Genomic DNA, 17,696 nt, shown 5'->3' on the forward strand with positions numbered 1-17,696 from the left:
CCATATCTGCTTCATTGTTGGCGAGAATGCTCCGCTCGCTTTGGAGCACCCAGCTTGCATATGGTAGTGGAGGTGGCGTTCAACGACGCGGGGCCTGTCTTTATCTTCTTCCATCCCGTATCTAGTGTTGGTCGCTCGGGAGGGGCTGATGGAATATTACGGCGAATACATAATTCTCATTGATAAGCGCTGGTCGCTTGAAGACCTCTACGTATTTCCCCGGGCATTTGAGCAAGTATACTTCGCCTATGAGGCATTGTTGCCCGCTCCTGACGACATCGTTGACGCTCGTATTGATCGAGCATTCAGAGCTTACCCCTGGCGTGGAGGCTACAGCGCGGTTAATTTCTACAACCAATTAAAGTACGCTACGCCTAGAAATAAGCGGCCCACCATCCAGGCCATTCAATATGCCTCGCCTGGTTTTATTGACCTGATGCTAAACCTGCAACTGGCGCTCCAAATCGCTAGTGTTGTGTCGGCAGTCACAGGCTCCATTCTGGCCTGTAACAAGGTATACAGCACAATCTACAAGGACGCTCAGAACCGCAAGTTGCTTAGCGTAGACATTCAGACGAAAGAGCTGGAGCTAGCCAATAAGCAGATGGATTTCATCCTCGATGCGAACGAAAAAATGGCAAAACTTCTCAAGCTCGATTCAGCAAACGTGATCGAACAGCGGGCGGAGCATCCTCTCATTGCGATGAAAATCCTGTTCAGCATTTATAGGCGGGTGCGAACGCTGGCAGAGTACCAAGAGAAGGGTAAAGCCCGACTGCCTCAAAGCGTAAACCCCAATGAGGACGGCGAACTACGGTGATGTGGATTGCGGCATCATGCTCAAGCCGGGTGTTACGATAGCTCAGCGACGCATGATGTGCAGACCCATACTGGCGGCTCAAATCGGCAATGAAAATACCCGAACTTGCGGCGGCCCAAGCTTGTACGAGCAGGTGCAGTGATGCCGCGTTCGTTAACGTTGCTCAGGGTATCGGTGAGGTGGTCAAGATGGTTCGTCGCGAGCTGGCGCTGAAGGCCGCCAAGCCGGAGCGCGCTGCGTCTAAACCCGCATCTCCCCCGGTAGCTGGATCACCGCCCCTGAAGCCGAAAACCAAGGCGCCGATCCGCCGAAGGGTGGACCCAAGTCGGAGTTTGTCGAGCGGTGCGCGTTCGAGGACGCGCAAGGCTCCGCCGAAGGCCTAACCAACGCGTCAAACTGTTTAGCTGTAGCGCCTATCCTCGAGAGGCGTGACAACAGCAACTTGTCTATTGACGCATCCCTCGAGGCATGGCCATCCTTTGCTCCCATGGCGCTTGAACCTGTCCATCCTGGCCGCCTCGTCCGCGGGCAATGCCTTGATCCGCACGGACTATCCGTCGCGGATGGAGCGCGCGTGCTTGGAGTGACCCGCCAGGCTCTCAACAACCTCGTGAACGGCCACTGTGGCATATCGCCCGAGATGGCGCTGCGTCTCGCAAAGGCGTTCGATACCGACGCTGAGGCGTGGCTACAGCACCAACTCACCTACGATCTCAGCCAGGCCAAAAAGCGGGCGGCGACCCTGAACGTCATCCCCGTTGGAAGCAGGCCGACTGAGCAGCAGGCTAGGTTGATCTGATGGCCACGGCGACGATCATGCCGGTGTTGCGCCAACCGTCGTTCCCGGCGTTCTGCCCCGTCACGGCCGCCGTGGACGCGATGGCCGATGCAGGGATCGAGGAACGGGGGGCAATCTTCACCCGGCGCGAGGTGGTAGACTTCATCCTCGATCTGTCGGGATACACCGTTGACCGCCCGCTTCACGAGCTGCGCTTGCTGGAGCCGTCGTTCGGCTTAGGCGACTTCCTGTTGCCGGCGATCGACAGGCTCTTGGCAGCGTGGCGAGCTGGCGGGAAACCCGATCCTCTCGCGAACCTTGGCAATGCAATATGCGCGGTAGAGCTACACCGCGCTTCTATGGCGCGCACTGCGATCAGCGTGGTAGACCGGCTGATCCAGGAGGGGCTGTCCGCCAAGGTGGCCGAGGCGTTGGCCGACCGTTGGCTTACCCAGGGGGACTTCCTGCTTACCGAGCTGCAAGGCCGCTTTGATGTTGTTGTCGGCAATCCGCCTTACGTCCGTCAGGAGCTGATACCCGACGCCCTTATGGCGGAATATCGCGCCCGCTACCGCACGATCTACGACCGCGCCGATATTTACGTACCCTTTATCGAACGGTCGCTCAGCCTGCTCGCCAAAGGCGGCCAATGCGGGTTCATCTGCTCCGATCGCTGGATGAAGAATCGCTACGGCGGTCCGCTTCGCGCGTTGGTGGCAGGTGGCTATCATCTGAAAACCTACGTGGACATGGTGAACACGCCGGCCTTCCACGCTGAAGTTGTGGCCTATCCCGCGATCACCATCATCGCCCGCGAGAAGGCAACCGGCACCCGCATCGCGCACCGCCCGCCCATCGATCGTGCAGCCCTTGGTACGCTGGCGGCGCAGATGACTGCCAAGCGCCTCCCCGACATGTCGAGCGGCGTGCGTGAGTTGCAGGGTGTAACGGTGGGCGCTGAGCCGTGGATATTGGAATCATCGGACCAGCTCGCGCTTGTGCGGCGGCTGGAAGCCGAGTTTCCAGCGATCGAAGATGCCGGGTGTAAGGTAAGCATCGGCGTTGCGACCGGCGCCGACAAGGCGTTCATCGGTCCCTATGACGCCCTGGACGTGGAGCCCAGCCGCAAGCTCCCCCTTGTCATGACCCGCGATATCGATAGCGGGGAGGTCGCATGGCGCGGGTTCGGGGTTATTAATCCGTTCGCCGATGACGGCCGCTTGGTGGAGCTGGCGAAGTTCCCGAAGCTTCGGCGATACCTAGAAGCGCGGCGCGACCAGATCGCACGCCGGCACGTCGCGCAGAAGGCGCCGGTCAACTGGTATCGCACGATCGACCGCATTTACCCGGCAATCGCGGCCAAGCCGAAGCTGCTCATTCCCGATATTAAGGGCGAGGCGCACGTCGTTTATGAAGCCGGCGAGCTGTACCCTCATCACAACCTCTACTTCATCACCTCCGAGAGCTGGAACGTGCGGGCGCTGCAAGCCGTGCTGCTATCCGGCATCGCTCGCCTGTTCGTGGCGATCTACTCGACCCAGATGCGCGGGGGCTATCTGCGCTTCCAAGCGCAGTATCTTCGGCGCATCCGGCTTCCCGAATGGGGTAAGGTGGCGCCGGCGTTACAGCGCGAGCTGATCGATGCGGCCGAGCAGCAGGACGTGGCGGCGTGCAATCGCGCCGTGTTCAAGCTCTACGGGCTGTCAGATACCGAACAAGCGGCATTGGGGGGCAACGGGGAGTAGGATGGCGCTCGATCTAGCCAATTATGAGGAGAAGGCCCGCGAAGCCACAATGGCGTTCTGGGGCAACCGGGAGAAGGCGCGTCAGGCCCAGATTGAGGCAGGCCGAGCCGATCAGGGCGAGCGCGCCGGGGTGACGGCCGGCAAGAACATGGATGGCTTCCTTGCCCTCCTGATCGACCTTGTGGAGGCGAACGGGCTTGGCCATGCCGACGTGCATCAGAAGCGCGCCGTGGTGACGCTGCCAGGCTATTTTCGACCGACGAAGCTATGGGACGTGCTGGTGATCCATCGCGGCCACCTCGTCGCCGCGATCGAGCTGAAAAGCCAGGTTGGGCCATCGTTCGGCAACAACTTCAACAATCGTACCGAGGAGGCAATCGGCACCGCCCACGACCTATGGACGGCTTACCGGGAAGGCGCTTTTGGACAGCAGCCTCGCCCCTTTGTGGGCTGGCTCATGATGGTGGAGGATGCACCCGAGTCCCGACGAAAGGTGACGGACCGCTCCCCCCATTTCCCGGTGTTCGAGGCATTCCAGGGGGCATCGTACCTGAAACGCTATGACGTGCTTTGTCAGCGGCTTGTTCAGGAGCAGCTTTATAGCGCCGCGTCGGTCCTCGCTTCGCCGCGTCAGGCAGCTGCGACCGGCGAGTTTGGCGCCATGTCCGAGCTGACGGGACTCAAAACATTCGTCTCCACGTTCGCGGGGCATATCGCGGCTGAGGCAGCTCGGGGATGAGCGGCGCTTTCAGCATTGACGGCCAATGAGAACAGAGTAGGAACACGTATTGTACGTTTCCCAGCGAGTCCGAGACCCGATCCACAATCTGATCCCGTTTCGGCCGACGCAGTTCGAGCACATGATCTGGCAAGTGATGCAGACACGTCCTTTCCAGCGGCTGCGTCGCATCAAGCAGCTCGGGTTCTCGGACCTCGTATATCCTGGAGCAACGCATTCACGCTTCGCTCACAGCGTGGGGGTCTTCCATACCGCTCGCCAGCTCATGCAGATCATCCGAGAGTCTGTCGGTACAGGTCAATGGAATGAGGCTCGTGCCAATGCGGCCCTTGCCGCCGCTTTGGTCCATGATGTTGGGCACGGGCCGTTTAGCCATGCCTTTGAGGAAGTAGGCAAACGCCTCCAGCTCAAGCTGGCTCACCATGAGCACGTCAGCGACCTGCTTATTCGCGAGAGTCATATCGCCCAGCCCCTTAGGGAGATGGGAAGCGGGTTCGCGAACGACGTTGCTGATGTAATCAAGGCATCGGCACCGCAAACAGTGTATGACGCCGTAGTATCGAGTCAGTTTGATGCTGATAGACTAGACTACATGCGAAGAGATCGGTTTATGGCTGGTTCTTCACATGGCGTAATCGACTATGATTGGCTTGTATCAAATCTACAGGTTGAGACAGTTAGCGTTGGCGTCGATGATCAGAAGGTCGGCGAGCTACAGACATTTGTAATAGGCCCGAAGGGAGTCTATGCGGCCGAGGCCTACGTACTAGGGCTGTTCCAGCTTTATCCGACTATATACTTCCATAAGGCAACTCGTGGGGTCGAGAAGCTATTTACAGAAATGTTGGTGAGGGTATTTACCCTAGTAAAGGACTCAGCTGTAGACGCTACAGGTCTGAGTAAAGATCATCCCCTTGTGACCTTTGCTAAGGACGCAGATAATCTCGGAGCTGCGCTCAACCTCGATGACGCTGTCGTGTTCGGTGCGCTTGCGCAATTAGCCGAGGCTAGCGACCCGCTCATATCTGAGTTTGCGACAAGAATAAGGGACAGAAAACTCTTCAAGTGTTTTGACATTAGAGAGCAGGCAAGGGCCTGTATAAGCAGCTCAGTTAATGTCCAAGAAGCTGAGAGAATGATCAGTAAGATCAGTATTCGAGTGGTGGAGAAAGTAGAACTATGGAGAAAGTCGAGTCCTGAGGTTCATATTCTATATGATAAAGCATCTCGACCTCCATATAAGAGATTTGATGAATCAAAGGGCCCACTTAACCAGATTATGGTTAGAACGGGGAGCGGTATGTCAGACCTCGGGGAGTTTTCTCCAGTGGTGAATTCAATCCCGACATTCGAAGTTTCACGATATTATTTTGACAGGGAGCAGGTCGGCGTGGCGACTATGTTAAAAGACGTTCTCAATGAGGAGATTAAGAATGTCCTCTAACGTGAGAAGTGAAGCGGAGTATGCTGCGCAGCTCGTAGTCGATGCTGGTGGCGAGATCGTTGGCCGCACTCGACTACAGAAAATAGCCTTTCTGCTTGAAGTAATGGAACTAGGTAGTGGGTTTGAGTTTGAGTATAAGCACTATGGCCCGTACAGCGAACGGCTAACGTCAGCTATTAAATATGCTGACCTGTTTGAGCTTGTGCATGAAGATGTAAAGCCTACTGCGTGGGGTGGTTTCTACTCGATATTCAAAGCCGGAGCCGGGGTTAGGCCAGTGACAAGCGATCAAAGCCGAGCAGTGGCCATAGCGCTTGGAAATTCCGCTGACCCTGTAGAGCTGGAACTTGCGGCTACAGCGGTTTTGTTAGCCATTGAAGGCGAACCCGACCCTTGGAAAGAGACAGAAGTCAGGAAACCCGATAAGGCCGCGCATGGAAAGCTCCAGAGATCAAAAGACCTTCTAAAGAAGTTCCGCGCTATGGACTCAGGCAATAAACTGCCTGCAATTGTATAACTAAGGTAGTTGTATGGCGGGCCCTGTTGATCAAACAACTGTAAGTGCGGCAAGCCCGCCACACGGCCATATGGCAGTAAACGAGAGCTGTCCTTACGTCTCAACACTTAGGGAAAACCCTTTGCGCATTGGTATCTCTACCCGTGCGCTTTTTGACCTTGAGGAAGAGCATCGGGTATTCAAGACGGAAGGCGTCAAGGCATACGCCTCAATGCAGCTTGCGCGTGAAGACACCGTGCTTGGAAAAGGCACGGGCTTTGAGGTAGTGGAACGGCTTCTTGCTCTAAATCAACCAGGTAAAGTCCCATTTGTCGAGGTCATCCTGTTGTCGCAGAACTCGCCCGATCTGTCCTTGCGAGCATTTAAATCGATCGACCGGTACAAGCTTGGAATAAAAACTGGAAGCTTTACCAGCGGTCGCTCACTTGCGCCCTTTGTACCGGCATGGGGTATTGATCTCTTCCTCTCAAACGAAGATGCAGACGTTAAAGGAGCGGTGGAAGGTGGCGCTGCGGCTGCCCGCCTCGGTAATGTTCCTAAGGATCGTAACGAGACGTTGGCAGGAGAGGTACGAGTTGCGTTTGACGGTGACGCAGTCGTGTTCGGCCCAGAGTCCGATGCGGTCTATAAAGAGCAGGGGCTTGACGCCTTTTTAGCCCACGAGGTTGCCAATGCGGACAACCCAATGGCGCGCGGTCCATTCGGAAACTTCCTTCATAAACTCTCAGCTCTACGCCAGGTATATCTAACCGATGCCGATGTTAGCAAAGTGCGGATCGCGCTTGTTACGGCTCGCAATGCACCGGCACACGAAAGGGTTGTACGTACTCTGAGAGCATGGGGAACGCCGGCCGATGAAGCTCACTTCGTCGGAAGTCGGTCAAAGGCGCCAATCCTGCGGGCACTCGGGGCCCACATCTTCTTTGATGACCAAGAGAAGCATGTGCTCGGGGCTGCAACGGTCGTACCAGCGGGGCATGTCCCTGGGCCACATGATCCTGCTATGCCCGTCATCCCCGCCAACTAAGCGGGGGGAGGATTGAACAGCCCATCGCCGCGATCCCTCGGGGGCCGCGGTCGCCGAGGTGCCCGCTCGATCCCCTCCGAGGTGAGGAGGTCGTAAGCATCAACAAAGCGCTGAAAAAACCTCTCCAGTTCAGCCGTTGGAAGCGGAGGCAGATCGGCAAAGCTATAGGGCGCCACCGCACGTTCCTTGCACCCCTCAGGTTTGCTGAGATCAAGGAGCAGCATGTCAGCGTTTGCCCACTCATCTATCGCATACAAGGAGTGGATCGCGCTAGCGATGACACGCAGGCCGTCCTTAGACGGCACGTGCCCCGAACGGGGCTGAAGATAGAATAATACTGGCCGGCCACCCTCGATGAAGAAGAAACTCGGGTTGACCTTGATTGCCATGTCCGAACGGAGATGAAGGTGGCGCGCTGCCAAGTCGTGGCACATGAACCGCCCACGGTCCTGTGCAGCATCCCAGATCAGGCCGCCGACCAAGGCGTTGTAGGGTCGGCCTAGGACATGGCCTCCATGTCCGCAGGCGGCGACAGCTGCCCTTCTCGACATCTCTGCGGCGAACACCGCCTTGGCGAGGCGCTTGCTGGGATCATAGCTCCATGCCGGACCTTGGCTGAGTAGGTGTTTGCGAAAGTTCGCTGCGGTGGTGGCAACGTCGGGTCCGGTAAGCCTGACCACATCTTGAAGCGGGGGGATCGGAAGAGGCATGCCTAATTCTACCGCAACGACTTGGATTCGAGCAAGCGCCCTACTGGACGCTCGCGGTCTTCAACTGGTGGACGAAATGGTCCTGGATCGCCTTGTTGGAGATTTCCATATTTAGGCGAACCTTGCCATCACGAGCGTTCCAAACGCGGTCCCATGGTCCATCGGCTTCGTGCGTAATTGCCGAGAGTTCGAATGCTCCGTACCCGGCGTAATAGTTCAGCGTCCAATGCAGCAGGGCTTGCGTCTCGCCAGAGAAGGTAGCGCGAGCTTCCACTACCTCGCCGGTTTCCCAATCGATCGTTGTCGCCCGCGACGTGATAGCGGCCGAGCCGAATGCTTTGAAACAGTCGTAGACCGACCGAATAACCGGCCCATGTTCCCATGCCTCAATCCGATTTGATATCAGAGGCTGGCTGCACGTCGCGAGATGCCATCCATGCGCAAAGTAGATGTGTTTCAGGACGGCCATGTTGGTGAGCGCGATCCCGCGCTCTTCCGCGTAATCGAGCAGGAAGTTAGCTACCTGTCTCGCGTCATGCATCGCGACGCTTCATGGTGGGGGCGCACATCATCGCTGGCCGATACAGGGTGGAGCATGTTTGCATCAAGCGATCTCATCGGAGCTGCTGGATGCCTAGCGAGGGAGTGGACAAAGCTCGATAGAGAGTGGCATGGTGGCATTTGAGCAGCTTGGCGGCTTCCCGCACCGACGTACCCTCCCCCACCAACCGTTCGCCTAGCGTGATCTGATCGGGGGTGAGCTTGGGCGGGCGGCCGAACCGGACCCCCCTTGCCTTCGCCGCCACCCGCCCGCTGCTAGTGCGCTGGTGGATTAGCTCGCGCTCGAACTCGGCGATGCCGGCGAACACCGTCAGCACCATGCGGCCTGCTGGCGAGGTCGTGTCCGCCCAGGGCTCGGCTAGCGAGCGCAGGCCGGCGCCGGCCTCCTTCAGCTTCTCGGCAATGTCGAGCAGATCGCGGGTGGAGCGCGCCAGCCGATCAAGCCGCGTCACCACCACCGTGTCATCATCGCGCAGCTGCTCGATCATCTTGGCCAGCTCGGGCCGGTCACGCTTCGCGCCCGACACCTTCTCCTCGAACGTCCGCTTGCATCCAACCTCCTTCAACGCGGCGCGTTGCAGCCGGAGGTCCTGGTCATCGGTGGACACACGGGCGTAGCCGATCAGCATGTCGCAAAACTGTATCATAACTAGAGCATTATGCAAACGACTTTTGCGACAGCGGCACCTGAGGAAGTGCAAACGTCGAAGGCGTTGTCGCGAAACTTAGGACATCCGCGACACCGTATCGCCCTTAGCTGACAGCTATCTGAAAGGGGCTTAGGTCTAGGGCTGCCGACTTGGGCACCGAAATGGCAAGCCCCGCGTCCTGCTCGATCAAATGTATGTGCCAGTAGGTCGTGCCGCCCTTGTTGGTGGTCGTATGCAGTGACGACAGCAGCGGCTGCATGGCCGCGTGCGGAACAGCGAACGCCGTTTCCAGGTCCATGCAGCCGAGGACGAAGAAGCCGCGATCGGCTTCGCCGAGGAACGTGTCCCACTGCGGATGGTAGGCGTACCAGTACGGAGCCTGGTTCTTCCCGGCGTACCGTTTGGACATGGAGCAGGCCGCCCGCACGTCCCGTTGGGCGTTCCAGTAGAGGGCGCGGCTCTTGCGCACCAAGCTGGCCGTCTCCCGGCGACCTAGGGCGGCAATCACGTCCTCGCGTTTCGCTTGCAGGAGCTGCGCGTCGGTGAAGTGCCAGGTGCCCTTGCCGGTCGTCGCCAGGTCGGCCGCGGTCACGATCGCCGGTGCGGCCTTCGTTGTGTCAGAAGCGGGCGTGGCGGATATGGGCTCGTCGCCGGCCTGCTCGTCCGGTTCGGGCTCCTCCTCCACGTCCGTGGCGGTCGTGAACATCACGTCGACCATGCGATCGAGGCGGGTGTATTCGATCGGCGTCAGCAGGCTGCGCATCTTCAGCCCGGTCTCGGCCGCTTCCGTGTTCTCCTTCAGCAGCACCAGCTTGATGAGCGCTTCCGCGCTGATGACGCGTATGTCCCAGGCGTGGCGGGAACCCCTGATCTGCGCCTCCAGCTCCCCCGTGTCCTGGCGCCCGACCACGATCAGGATGGAGGACTCGGCCGATAGCTTGCCGGCCTCCGCGAGCCTGGCGCGATAGGTCGCCAACGTGTCCAAGGAGAGCCGATACGCATCCGTGGTCTTCACTTCGACAACGAGCGTATGCCCTTCCGGCGACAGCCATAGCCCGTCGAAGCCGATTTTGCCTTGAACTCCCTGATAGCGCCCGTTCGTCGCCACGTAGTCCAGGCGGCGGCCGAGTTCGTTCACCAGGTCCTGGAGCACCATGCCGTTCTTCGGGAAGGCCACGGAGAGGCAGTGATCCACATACCGCGCGATCTCGCCCGTACCCACCTTGCCTAGATACTCGCGTAGCTCAGCGGAGCACGTGCTGTCGTCCTTCAGCGTACCGTCGCCGGCCGTCGACACCACCTGCTCAATGCTGAACTTGGCGACGCTCTCGGGTGCGTTCTCGAAGATGGAAATCAGAGGCATCACCAGAGACTAGCGGGCGGTCAGTCCCGCGCAACCATCCCGTTGGCGGCGCTGCAAACACGTGGGCTTGCCATCAAGTTGGCATGTAGGCTACCGAACGTGTTCACACGAAGACACGTAGCGGTGCTAGCATGCGAACAATATCTGTCATCAGCCAGAAGGGCGGCGCCGGCAAGACGACCCTCGCCATCCATCTGGCTGGTGCTGGCGCGAGCGCCGGATTGTCCGCGCTGATCCTGGACGCCGATCCGCAGGCTACGGCCAGCCAGTGGAGTCACTGGCGGGGTGGAGCCGATCCAGAGGTGGTGGACTGCGCCTCCCCTACTCTCCTCTCCCGTAAGGTTCAGCAAGCGGCTGACCTCGGCGCGGAGCTGGTCATCATCGACACGCCGCCCCACGCCGACATCATGGCGCGGGAGGCATGCAAGCTGGCGGACCTGATCCTCATTCCTTGCCGTCCCCAGGCCTTCGACCTGTCGGCGGTGGAGACCACGGCCGAGCTGGTGAAGGCGGCAGGCAAACCGGCCTTCGTCCTGTTCATGGGAGGCCCGCAGCGGGCGCCGGCGACCTACAAGGACGCGCGAGAGCTGATCGAGGGCGGGGAGGGGCTGGAGGGCATGGGCGTGCCCGTCGCGCCTGTCATGCTCACGCAGCGCGCGATCTACCACCACAGCACGGCGCAGGGGAAAACCGCAGCCGAAGCGGAGCCGGACGGGAAGGCGGCCGAGGAGGTTGCCGCACTTTGGACGTGGATACGTGAGCATGTGAACATATCCACGCGTAAGCAGAGCAGGAAGAGGCAGGCCTGACCATGAGCAAGTTTGGTGCGATGAAGCAGCAGCGGGCCGAGCGGGCGAGGGTGCCGGAGGCAAGCGCGCCCCCATCCGGGTCGGATGAATCTGCACCAGCGCCGGCGCCGACGCGAGCTGCGGCCCGGCAGGGCAAGAAGGCGGTCAGCGCCTACTTCAGCTCCGAGGTAAGCCGAGGGCTCAACGTCCTCGCTGCCGAGAATGAAACCACCCTCCAGGCTCTTCTGGGCGAGGCGATCGACCTTCTCATGCGGCAGTACGGCAAGCACCCATTCGGCGAGCGGTAAGGTCTGCTGGCGCCCAATTTCTGGAGCAGCATGCAACCAGCCAGCCTCATTGCTGATGCTGCCCTGCAATGCCACGATAGCTGAATGGACACTCGGCATGCTCTGATCGAGATGATGAAGCGGGTGCTTGCTGGAGGTGAGGTTTCGAACAGCGACCTACTCACCTCGATACCTGATCCTACGGATTTGGATCAGATGGAGCGCTTGGCATGGCAGAGGCTCAGCCAATGGGCGGATGATGATGATATCCGCGCCAGGGATGAAGCCTACGCCGACATGCAACGGCAACACGTCACGGAAGCGCTGAGTGACTTGGAAGCGCTCGACGCTGGTTACGATCCGAGAGAGATCGAACTAGGTGATCATCAAGCGACCCACATACGGCTTGTCGGGTGTCTCGTCGTCGCAGCCCTTGTGGCGGCGGTCCTCTACGCGATGTTCGCGCATGGTTTCTTCATGCACGGTGACTGATTGACGGTAGGCGGATGCCCTTCCAAGGCCGAGAAGGTGCCGGCAAAAACATAGTACTCCAACGTGTCCACACGCTCACATGGCATCACGACTACATGTGAATGCATTCAGGATCGCCAAGTCGTTTAAACGCTTTGACGGTGAGCTTTGGGGTAGGGGCTCACCTTTCGGCGGCCGGCGTGGCGAAATCGACCAGCACCGGCAGTTCGGCCGCCAGCCCCCGCATCTTGGCGCGACGGACGACGCTGTGCTGCTCGATAAGGCTCTGGGCGTCGCGTTTGCCGCTGGAGGTTTTGGGGAACCAATGGAGCGAAATCCGCTCGACCTTGCGGCCCTTCTTGATCGGCGTGAAATCGACATAGAAAGGGCAGAGCTTGTTAATCTCCTCGACGGCCACCTTGAGGCAGTATTTGTTGAGGTCGGCGAACCTCTCCAGCTTACCCTCAGGCACGTTCAGGAGTCCGCGCAGCTCGTCAATGGTGAAATCCTCGGTCTGCTTGTAATCGAGGCCGATCCGGCGCTCGATCATCTCGTACAGGCAGAGGGCGTATTTGGACTCGAAGCAGTACATGACCTGCGTCTTCAGCCGGGCATAGACCTCGCTGTTCCGCAGGATTTCGATCAGCTCCTCGGGAATGCGGTAGTGAAGGAAGCCGTCCTTCTCCAGGCTCTCATCGCTCGGGCCGAGGAGCTGGACACGCCGCTTGAAGCTCTTCCCACCCTTGCGGATGGTGACGATCGCGATCGTGCCCATCAAGCGGAGCAACGATGCCTCAATCCGCTCGTTGCCCTGATGCGTGCCCTTTAGGGCCGACTTGGCGATGCGGTGGACGATCGGTTCGCCGATGCGGTCCCAGGCATTGGCGATCAGCAGGTTGTAGGTTCGACGATCGGCAAGGGTGAGGGGGTTTAGTTCGACGATGTCGACCAACTCGCCAGGCTTCACGATCTCGCTATAATGCGCGGGATCGAAGGGGTCGCCCCGGCCTCGCTGCGTCAGTGTGCGGATCGATCCATCGACAATGGCGGGTGACGACATAGCAAGGTCTCAAAGGTGAGCGGTAAGCGCCTTCTCAGCTCACCTTATGCTGGATCGGTGAGTTGAGCAATCTGTTTAGCTCCCCGTACGTGGATACCCCAAAGCTCACCGTCATAGGCGAGGCTACCCGAACCCTCACCGAAACCGACCCGAACGCTCACCTCAACCGACCCCGAAGCTCACCGTTGCATACCCCAACGCTCACGCGAATCGGCCCCGACACTCACTTTTAAGCGCGGTTTTCGGCAGTATTCCGCGGCTTTCGCAGGCCTGAATCTTGAATCTAGAAGAATCTTAGAATCTGAAGGGAAAAGGTGAGCTTTGGGGTAGGCCCATATGTGGATAACTTCAGGCGAGCGAACAGATGAGAGGCAAGCCGGAATTGGCCTGCTGGCCAATATACCTTCGTTCCGTGCCGGCTAACGCCGTCACCAGAGCGGCCTAACGGCCGCGGGCTTCCGGAAAGAAGCCAAGCGCGACCGGTGTGTGCCTGATGCGACGTAATGCCCCGGCGAGGGGGCAGAAGCAGTGAGCATCAGCCCCAAAACTCACCTTTGGCCGAATGTGGGGATTACCGAGTGCGTTCGATCATCAGCCTGCCCGGCTCAGCCGCTTGCTGTTGGCGGCGACCTTACGCCGGTAGTGCTTGAGCGCGCCCTGCGTACCGCTCAGCGGTGTGTGCCCGAGCGCTCCGGTCATGAGGCGGCCCTGAAGCTCGATCGCGGCGCGGACCTTCTCCGTCACCATCAGCTCGGCTTCAGCCGCCCCAGCAGAGCCACCGGCGGCGATGCGGGCCGTGCGCAGTGCCATCACCGACGCCGCTTCGGCGCCGAGCATCCACATGTCGAACCCTGCGGTCAGCCATGCCCCGTAAGCCTTGCCGCTCATGTCGTTCTCCCCATGCCGATCGGACCCAGCATGAAGCATGCCTTGCGCAGGCCCAACGCTTTTGCGATCCCAAGGGTGCGGCACGGTCAATCCCGTCCGTGGGGCGTCGTAACCCCGTTGGATGCGCAGCCGGTCGAGAGCTTCTCGGCCGGGTGGCTGTCGCGCATGTCCAAGGCTCTGCCCAAAGGCGGCAGCGCCTCGTGCTGCGCGCGGGGTTACGAACGCCCGGCTCACCGGCCGGGCCTGCCTCCATCATCACACGAGGAGGCCGCATGGAAACCGACCCGCTGGAGCGCATCGCCGTCGCACTCGTCGACGAAATCAGGGCGCGGAAGCCGGCAAGTTCTACGCCCGTTTTGCTACCCCAAACCTCACCCGAGGCGCCATCACAACCACGCACCGGACGCAAGCGGGAACGGCGCGTCGCACTCTATCCGGCGCATTACAGCCTGCGCATCACGGATGAGGATCGGGATCGTTTTGACGCCTGTGCCGAACGGCATAGGTTGGCGAAGGGTGAGCTGTTCCGGCGGATGCTGAACGCGTTTGAGGCGATCGAAAACGAGCAGGAAAAGTGATGCGGAAAGCCGATCGGAACATGTGTGTAGAAGCGCCCAGTCCGCGCATGCTGGCCGCGACCGCAGGCCTTCGTCGCCAGCTCAGGATACAGACGATCGTCCTCACCGTCGTCGGCATTGAGGTGATTATTATCGTCGCGTTGCGCGCTTGGAATGCCCTCTAGCAGAACATCGATCGACGCCGCCAAGCCGCTTAACCGCCGTAGTGAACCGACGCGCGATGCCGATCGGGGCAGGGGAGGCACGACCGGTTTATGAGCGGCGACCGTCCTTTTCCTTGGCGACGCCTTTGAACGGTTTGCCGCCTTTCTTCTGATCCATGAAGCGGCCGGTGTCGGTGTCGCGCTTCACGAAATCGCCGCCAGGTGTCTTGGTCTGGGTGCGATCGTCGACCGAGCCTTTGCGGTAATTCTCACCCGTGTTCTTGGCCATGGTGCCCTCCCAAGCCGGCGCCTCCAGCGAAAGTGGGAACCGCCTGATGGATCGCAAGAAGCGCCAGCAGATCATCGTTTCTGGCGGCACCATCGGGCATCGATCGGAGTGTCGGGAGCGCGCGCTGGACGGGTGCTGACCATGCCCATATCGTCTCGCCAAAGGGAGCTTTCGATGACGATCCGGACTCATTTTGTTGCCGCCATGCTGATGCCGATCGCGGCGGTTTCGCTGGCGTCGTGCGGCTCCAAATCGGTCGAAGGAACGTACAACGTCACCAAGGCGCCGGTGCCGGGGATCGTCGCCACCTTCGGTAAGAACAGCTTCACCTTCTCGTCGGGCGCGTCGGGCAATTACGAGGTCAGCGGCGACACGGTGATCCTCACCGGCATGTCCGTGACGGGCACCTACAAGATCGAAGGCGACAAGCTCGTCGGCGATCAGTTCACCTTCGTGCGGCGCGATCCGAACGACAAATCGCCGGTCAATCTGGGGCCGCGGGGCATGAGCAACGCGCAGGGTAACGGCCAGTAACGCGCGCCATCATCGTTCGGTAGTCGCAGCGATCCAGCCCCAAAGCTCACCGATCCCAGCAAAGAAACCGACGAGCTGATCCGATCCTGAGTCCGGCCGAGATTGTCAGCTCCATGCAAATGGCGCACTTATACATCGCTTCGCGACGTGTGCGGCCGGGCCTGCCCGGCACCCGTCAACCGCCGGGGAGCGATTGAGCCAAGGGCAAGCCCTTAGCGATCCGGCGCCGGTGCCGCGAAGGTGAGGCAGGAGAAGGCAGAGCTAGCGTGGCGCAGTATCGGTTCTCGGCGCAGGTGATCAAGCGGTCGGACGGCCGCAGCGCCGTTGCCGCGGCCGCCTACCGTGCCGGCGAGCGCCTGGTGGACGAGCGGCTCGACATGCCGTTCGACTACCGCAGCCGCGACGGCGTCGAGCATACCGAGATCATGGCGCCGGAAGGTACGAAGGCGTGCTTCCCGGATCGCGCTACCCTGTGGAATGCGGTCGAGGCGGCCGAGAAGCGGGGCGATGCCCAGGTGGCCCGCGAGGTACAAATCTCGCTGCCGCATGAGCTGTCGTTCGAGCAGCGCCGTGAGCTGGTCCGCGACTTCGTCCAGACCGCCTTCGTCGACAAGGGCATGGTCGCCGACATCGCCATGCACCGGCCAGACAAGCATGGCGACGACCGCAACTTCCACGCCCACATCATGCTCACCACCAGGCATGCCGATGCGGCTCAGTTCGGCACCAAGGCGCGCGAGTGGAACAGCCGCGAGCAGCTCGCCGAATGGCGTCAATCATGGGCCGAGACCCAGAACCGGCATCTTGTCCATGCGCTTGGCCCCGAGGCGCCGAAGGTGACCCACAAGAGCCTCGCAGACCGCGGGCTTGACCGCGAAGCTACGATCCATCTCGGCCCGACCGCGAGCGCCATCGAGCGTAAGGGGGAGCAGAGCGAACGCGGCGATGTGAACCGCGAGATACGGGCGTCGAACGCAGAGCGACGCGCCTTGGTGAAGGCGAACGAGGCCGACCAGGACCGCCTCTCCGCGAGGTCAGACCAGCACTCGGCCTGGGTCCAATCGATCCAGAAGGAGCTGGCCGAACATGAGGCTACGCTTCAGCGGCAGCTTGCCGGCTGGAGAGCTGAGAAACAAGCGATCCGGGTGCCGCAGGTGCTTAAGAAATCCGACGTTCGTCAGGACATCGTGCTGACCTCCTACGGCCTCCGAGACACTGCCGCGCACCACCTGGCGGTGACCGAGCGACGGGTGCAGCGCATCGGCTTCAAGCGGGAGAAGCTCGCCAGCTTCGTTCGCGATCCACAACGCTGGGTATGGGCAAAGATCAGGGAGGTTCATGCCGTGGATCGTGCCCGGCGGGAGCTGGCGCGACAGCGTACAGCCGTGCGGGTTCGTGAGCAGTGGCTGAGGAGCGATAAGGGGCAGGCCTACATCCTCAAGCAGATCGATCGATCCTATGCCGCAGCCCAGCCGGCCAAGCAGCAGGTGCGGGCCCTGGAGCGGAAAATCCGTCGCGTTGAGAAGCACGCCAAGGCGGTCGGGATCGTCCGGGAGCGTCTGAAGATGGCCGAGGAGTTGGGGGTCAACACGATCCCCAGGTTGGTGAAGCCGCAGACTGCCCGACAGTTCGTCCGCCATGTCGACGCGGGCGTGGTGAGGGCCTTTTCGCGGTTCAGCCCGCAGCAGCTTCAGCAGGCCCAGCAAACGGTGCGGGCGGCGGCACGCGGCATTACGTTGGGATTCACCCGCTGACGGATCAGCCTGCAACGATGCTCTCCGGGCATGCCGGTGAAGGTGTGGGGACGCCAGTGGATGCCGCCGTCGACCTTGATGCGCTCCGGGATCGCTATCGTCAGCGGCGGGAGCTAGCTAACTTCTACCAGGGCCAGGTTACGGCCCTGAATACGGCGCCGATTCAGGCATGGGTCGTGCTCCCGGTCCTCGTGTCGGCGACCGCCGTCCTAATTTCCACCCATGCCTTTTCCGAGAAGGCGGGCTTCACCATCCTGCTGATCGCAGTCCTGCTCGGGGTCGCCGTGCCGGTGCTGGCCAAGATGGGCCATGAGAAGGAGGCGGCACTGATCCGGGATCGGTATCTGGCGGAGCACGCTCTGCTGTTCCCCGCCTGCCCGCCGATCGAGCTGGTCGGGTTCCTGCTGAAGGGCAAGCACATCACCTGAGCGGGTCACAACCGCTCGGTTCTGACACCATATCTGCTTCATTGTTGGCGAGAATGCTCCGCTCGCTTTGGAGCACCCAGCTTGCATATGGTAGTGGAGGTGGCGTTCAACGACGCGGGGCC

Annotated in this window: 21 protein-coding genes and 1 pseudogene; 15 read left to right on the forward strand and 7 right to left on the reverse strand. The window is 60.4% G+C overall.

Annotated elements, in window-relative coordinates:
* The first annotated feature begins 148 nt into the window (after window positions 1–148).
* The 8 genes and pseudogenes from BMX37_RS18100 (at window position 149) to BMX37_RS18125 (ending at window position 7,070) form a co-directional block, all read left to right on the forward strand.
* Window positions 149–820 (forward strand): hypothetical protein, encoded by a 672-nt coding sequence (locus BMX37_RS18100; RefSeq protein ID WP_139198157.1) that lies wholly within the window; start codon window positions 149–151, stop codon window positions 818–820.
* A gap of 487 nt (window positions 821–1,307) precedes the next feature.
* Window positions 1,308–1,619: a HigA family addiction module antitoxin gene (locus tag BMX37_RS18105; protein WP_093667178.1), complete on the forward strand. Its 312-nt coding sequence runs from the start codon at window positions 1,308–1,310 to the stop codon at window positions 1,617–1,619.
* Window positions 1,619–3,343 carry an Eco57I restriction-modification methylase domain-containing protein gene (locus BMX37_RS18110; RefSeq protein WP_212611496.1) on the forward strand — a complete coding sequence of 575 codons (1,725 nt, stop codon included), beginning with the start codon at window positions 1,619–1,621 and terminating at the stop codon, window positions 3,341–3,343. Before BMX37_RS18105 ends, BMX37_RS18110 begins: the two co-directional genes overlap by 1 nt.
* A gap of 1 nt (window position 3,344) precedes the next feature.
* The gene (locus BMX37_RS18115; RefSeq protein ID WP_093667179.1) at window positions 3,345–4,082 is read left to right on the forward strand and encodes a PaeR7I family type II restriction endonuclease; all 738 of its coding nucleotides are present in this window, start codon (window positions 3,345–3,347) and stop codon (window positions 4,080–4,082) included.
* Window positions 4,083–4,347: 265 nt separating this feature from the next.
* A pseudogene (locus BMX37_RS19485) lies at window positions 4,348–4,551 on the forward strand (HD domain-containing protein); the annotation flags it as partial.
* A 141-nt stretch (window positions 4,552–4,692) separates the two neighbouring features.
* Window positions 4,693–5,526: an HD domain-containing protein gene (locus tag BMX37_RS19255; RefSeq protein WP_244501679.1), complete on the forward strand. Its 834-nt coding sequence runs from the start codon at window positions 4,693–4,695 to the stop codon at window positions 5,524–5,526.
* A complete protein-coding gene (locus tag BMX37_RS18595; RefSeq protein WP_139198159.1) occupies window positions 5,516–6,043 on the forward strand; it encodes a hypothetical protein in 528 nt (175 codons plus the stop codon). The genes BMX37_RS19255 and BMX37_RS18595 overlap by 11 nt, the downstream gene beginning before the upstream one ends.
* 121 nt (window positions 6,044–6,164) lie before the next feature.
* Window positions 6,165–7,070, forward strand: coding sequence for a 5'-nucleotidase (locus BMX37_RS18125; RefSeq protein WP_212611497.1), 906 nt, complete (start codon window positions 6,165–6,167; stop codon window positions 7,068–7,070).
* On the opposite strand, the gene BMX37_RS18130 is transcribed toward BMX37_RS18125, so the two are convergent.
* From BMX37_RS18130 to BMX37_RS18145, 4 genes are all read right to left on the reverse strand, one after another.
* Window positions 7,067–7,780 carry a hypothetical protein gene (locus BMX37_RS18130; protein WP_139198160.1) on the reverse strand — a complete coding sequence of 238 codons (714 nt, stop codon included), beginning with the start codon at window positions 7,778–7,780 and terminating at the stop codon, window positions 7,067–7,069. The two genes, BMX37_RS18125 and BMX37_RS18130, sit on opposite strands and share 4 nt — an antisense overlap.
* Window positions 7,781–7,820: 40 nt before the next feature.
* Window positions 7,821–8,321, reverse strand: a complete 501-nt coding sequence (locus BMX37_RS18135) for a Panacea domain-containing protein (protein WP_093667183.1) — start codon at window positions 8,319–8,321, stop codon at window positions 7,821–7,823.
* Between the two features lie 73 nt (window positions 8,322–8,394).
* A complete protein-coding gene (locus tag BMX37_RS18140; protein ID WP_093667194.1) occupies window positions 8,395–8,970 on the reverse strand; it encodes a recombinase family protein in 576 nt (191 codons plus the stop codon).
* A 124-nt stretch (window positions 8,971–9,094) separates the two neighbouring features.
* Window positions 9,095–10,354, reverse strand: coding sequence for a hypothetical protein (locus tag BMX37_RS18145; RefSeq protein ID WP_093667184.1), 1,260 nt, complete (start codon window positions 10,352–10,354; stop codon window positions 9,095–9,097).
* A gap of 131 nt (window positions 10,355–10,485) precedes the next feature.
* Between BMX37_RS18145 and parA the strand changes: the two genes are divergently transcribed.
* The 3 genes from parA (at window position 10,486) to BMX37_RS18160 (ending at window position 11,921) form a co-directional block, all read left to right on the forward strand.
* Window positions 10,486–11,163: a ParA family partition ATPase gene (gene parA, locus BMX37_RS18150; protein ID WP_093667185.1), complete on the forward strand. Its 678-nt coding sequence runs from the start codon at window positions 10,486–10,488 to the stop codon at window positions 11,161–11,163.
* Between the two features lie 2 nt (window positions 11,164–11,165).
* The gene (locus BMX37_RS18155; protein WP_093667186.1) at window positions 11,166–11,450 is read left to right on the forward strand and encodes a ribbon-helix-helix domain-containing protein; all 285 of its coding nucleotides are present in this window, start codon (window positions 11,166–11,168) and stop codon (window positions 11,448–11,450) included.
* An 84-nt stretch (window positions 11,451–11,534) separates the two neighbouring features.
* Window positions 11,535–11,921 carry a hypothetical protein gene (locus tag BMX37_RS18160; protein WP_093667187.1) on the forward strand — a complete coding sequence of 129 codons (387 nt, stop codon included), beginning with the start codon at window positions 11,535–11,537 and terminating at the stop codon, window positions 11,919–11,921.
* Window positions 11,922–12,081: 160 nt separating this feature from the next.
* Here the strand turns inward: BMX37_RS18160 and BMX37_RS18165 are convergent, their stop codons facing one another.
* Together BMX37_RS18165 and BMX37_RS18170 are read right to left on the reverse strand one after the other, a co-directional pair.
* Window positions 12,082–12,960, reverse strand: a complete 879-nt coding sequence (locus BMX37_RS18165; RefSeq protein ID WP_093667188.1) for a replication initiation protein — start codon at window positions 12,958–12,960, stop codon at window positions 12,082–12,084.
* A 591-nt stretch (window positions 12,961–13,551) separates the two neighbouring features.
* Window positions 13,552–13,848, reverse strand: coding sequence for a hypothetical protein (locus tag BMX37_RS18170; protein ID WP_093667195.1), 297 nt, complete (start codon window positions 13,846–13,848; stop codon window positions 13,552–13,554).
* Between the two features lie 272 nt (window positions 13,849–14,120).
* Between BMX37_RS18170 and BMX37_RS18175 the strand changes: the two genes are divergently transcribed.
* Window positions 14,121–14,426, forward strand: coding sequence for a hypothetical protein (locus BMX37_RS18175; RefSeq protein WP_093667189.1), 306 nt, complete (start codon window positions 14,121–14,123; stop codon window positions 14,424–14,426).
* Between the two features lie 252 nt (window positions 14,427–14,678).
* Here the strand turns inward: BMX37_RS18175 and BMX37_RS18180 are convergent, their stop codons facing one another.
* A complete protein-coding gene (locus BMX37_RS18180) occupies window positions 14,679–14,858 on the reverse strand; it encodes a hypothetical protein (RefSeq protein ID WP_093667196.1) in 180 nt (59 codons plus the stop codon).
* Between the two features lie 174 nt (window positions 14,859–15,032).
* On the opposite strand from BMX37_RS18180, the gene BMX37_RS18185 reads away from it, so the two are divergent.
* From BMX37_RS18185 to BMX37_RS18195, 3 genes are all read left to right on the forward strand, one after another.
* Complete coding sequence (locus BMX37_RS18185) at window positions 15,033–15,392, forward strand: hypothetical protein (protein WP_139198161.1); 360 nt, start codon at window positions 15,033–15,035, stop codon at window positions 15,390–15,392.
* Between the two features lie 266 nt (window positions 15,393–15,658).
* A complete protein-coding gene (gene mobQ / locus BMX37_RS18190; protein WP_170842066.1) occupies window positions 15,659–17,146 on the forward strand; it encodes a MobQ family relaxase in 1,488 nt (495 codons plus the stop codon).
* 176 nt (window positions 17,147–17,322) lie between these two features.
* Window positions 17,323–17,574, forward strand: a complete 252-nt coding sequence (locus BMX37_RS18195) for a hypothetical protein (protein WP_139198162.1) — start codon at window positions 17,323–17,325, stop codon at window positions 17,572–17,574.
* Window positions 17,575–17,696: the final 122 nt, after the last annotated feature.

The organism is Sphingomonas gellani (assembly GCF_900110035.1).
Lineage (GTDB): Bacteria > Pseudomonadota > Alphaproteobacteria > Sphingomonadales > Sphingomonadaceae > Sphingomonas > Sphingomonas gellani.